General features: G+C 79.3%; 3 protein-coding genes. 1 reads left to right on the top strand and 2 read right to left on the bottom strand.

Annotated features, from left to right (window positions below):
* The coding region (locus ABEB16_RS06545) for a site-2 protease family protein (protein WP_345711452.1) at nt 1–817 on the bottom strand (817 nt) is incomplete at its 3' end.
* A 136-nt stretch (nt 818–953) separates the two neighbouring features.
* Between ABEB16_RS06545 and ABEB16_RS06540 the strand changes: the two genes are divergently transcribed.
* On the top strand, nt 954–1,886 hold the full coding sequence (locus ABEB16_RS06540) for a RecB family exonuclease (RefSeq protein WP_345711451.1): 933 nt from the start codon (nt 954–956) through the stop codon (nt 1,884–1,886).
* Between the two features lie 67 nt (nt 1,887–1,953).
* Here ABEB16_RS06540 and ABEB16_RS06535 read toward each other — a convergent pair.
* The coding region (locus ABEB16_RS06535) for an HAD family hydrolase (RefSeq protein ID WP_345711450.1) at nt 1,954–2,407 on the bottom strand (454 nt) is incomplete at its 5' end.

Below are 2,407 nucleotides of genomic sequence, written 5' to 3'. Positions count from 1 at the left end.
CGGGCACCGCGATCGCCGGGCGCAGCAGCGCGGCGGCGGTCAGCCCCGGCAGCCGCCGGCGCAGCCGCGCCTGCTGCAGGCCCTGCCCGGCGCCCTGCCACAGCAGCGCCGAGACCAGCCCGGACCAGGCCACCGTGATGAGCGAGGGCCGCCCGCCCCACCACAGCGGCAGCGCCACCGCCGCCAGCAGGACGCCGACGGCCACCGCGCGACCGCCCCACGCCGCGGCGACGGTGCCGCTGGTGCGCGAGCCGGTCAGGCGCCACACCAGCGCCTCCAGCAGGTGCCCGCCGTCCAGCGGCAGCCCGGGCAGCAGGTTGAAGGCCGCGACGAGGACGTTGCTCACGACGAGGGCGCGGGCCAGCAGGTGGCCCACCGAGTCCGGCGGCAGCACCGGCACCAGCGCGGCGGCCAGCAGCGCCACGAGGCCGTTGGCGGCGGGACCGGCCACGCCCACCAGGAAGCTGCGGCCCGGTCCGGGCGCCTCCTCGGCGAAGGAGGTGTGCCCGCCCCACACGTCCAGCACGATGCCCGTCACCCGCATCCGGCAGGCGCGGGCCGTCAGGGCGTGGCCGATCTCGTGCGCGAGCACGGACAGCAGCAGCAGCACCGCGTAGGAGAACGCCACCGCGTAGGCGGCCGGGCCCTCCAGCGGCACCCGGGAGGCGAAGGCCCAGGTGATGACGGCGGCGAAGAGGAACCACGAGCCGGACAGCACCAGCGGTACGCCGAAGGGGCGCCCCAGCGGCAACCCGCCCCGCGGTCCCGCCCGCTCCGCGGCCGGCGCGGGGACCGGGGCGTGGGGGCTGGCTGACACCGCTCGATCGTAGGTCCCCGCCGCTGCCGCCGCGGCCGGGGGCGCTGCGCCGCCCGGGTGGACTCCCCCGCACCCGCCCGGGCGGCTGCGCGCGGCGGAGGGGGCGGTGTCGGGGCGCCGACCTATGGTGACGCCCATGCGAACGGCAACCGGCCCGGGCGGCGAGCAGCACCAGGCCGCCTCGGTCCCCGACCCGGAGCCGGCCGGCCCGGTGCGCCGCGGCGCGCTGTCGCCCTCCCGCGCCTCGGACTTCATGCAGTGCCCGCTGCTGTACCGCTTCCGGGTCCTGGACCGCATCCCCGAGGCCCCCAGCCCCGCGGCGGTGCGGGGCACGGTGGTGCACGCGGTGCTGGAGCGCCTCTTCGACCTGCCCCCCGCCGAGCGCACCGCGCCGGCCGCCCGCGCGATGGTGGCCGGGCAGTGGGAGTCGCTGCGCGAGCGCGAGCCGCAGCTGGCCGGCCTGTTCGACGAGACCTCCCCCACCGCGGCGGCCGAGCTGGCCTCGTGGCTGCGCAGCGCCGAGGAGCTGCTCGAGCGCTACTTCGAGCTGGAGGACCCCACCCGGCTGCAGCCGGCCGAGCGGGAGCTGCGGGTGGAGGCGCTGCTGGAGGACGGGCTGGTGCTGCGCGGCATCGTCGACCGCCTCGACGTCGCCCCCGGCGGTGAGCTGCGGGTGGTGGACTACAAGACGGGACGGGCGCCCTCGGAGCTGTTCGAGGCCAAGGCGCTGTTCCAGATGCGCTTCTACGCGCTGGTCATCTGGCGGCTGCGGGGGGTGGTGCCGCGGCAGCTGCAGCTGGTCTACCTCGGCTCCGGCGACGTGCTGCGCCACACCCCCGACGAGGCGCAGCTGCTGGCCACCGAGCGCAAGGTGCGCGCGGTGTGGGCGGCGATCGAGCGGGCCACCGCGGCGGGCGACTGGCGGCCCTCCCCCGGCAAGCTGTGCAAGTGGTGCGACCACCAGGTGCGCTGCCCCGCCTTCGGCGGCACCCCGCCGCCGCGGCCGCCGGGGGCGGTACCGCTGCCGGTGGTGGCGCCCGCGGCCGCCGGCGGGCCGGACCCCGCCTGATCCCCGGCCCGGTCCGCGGCCGGGTCCCCCCGGCGGGGCGCCGGGCGCGGCGCGCCGGGGGACGGCGTCAGGGCAGCTCCCCGGCCCCCAGCAGGTCGACGACCTCCCCGGCGCGCAGCCGCGCCAGCACGGCCAGGTCCACGTCGGCCAGGGAGCGCACCCGGCTGCGCCCCGGCGCGGCCGGCACGGGCACCAGGTGCGGCACGGCCACGGTGCGGCAGCCCGCGGCCTCGGCCGAGCGCACCCCGGTGGCGGAGTCCTCCAGGGCCACGCACTCGCGCGGGTCCACCCCCAGCAGCTCCGCGGCGCGCAGGTAGGGGTCGGGGGCGGGCTTGCCGCGGGCCACCTCGTCGCCGGGCACCAGGACGTCGAAGGCGCCGGGCAGCAGCTGCACGACCTCCTGGGCCAGCGACCGGTAGGACATGGTCACCAGCGCCGTGGGCACCCCCGCGGCCCGCAGCCCCGCCAGCCGCTCGCGCGCGCCCGGCCGCCACGGCACGGCGGCGCGCACCCTCGTCGGC

Origin of the sequence: Kineococcus glutinatus (assembly GCF_039542765.1) — a bacterium.
Lineage (GTDB): Bacteria > Actinomycetota > Actinomycetes > Actinomycetales > Kineococcaceae > Kineococcus_A > Kineococcus_A glutinatus.
Note: the sequence above shows the minus strand (reverse complement) of the source record. Positions and strands in the feature narration are given on the sequence as shown.

Bases quoted from the DNA above. Each gene is read 5' to 3' on its own strand.
- ABEB16_RS06540 (WP_345711451.1), top strand. From the start codon at position 954: ATGCGAACGGCAACCGGCCCGGGCGGCGAGCAGCACCAGGCCGCCTCG.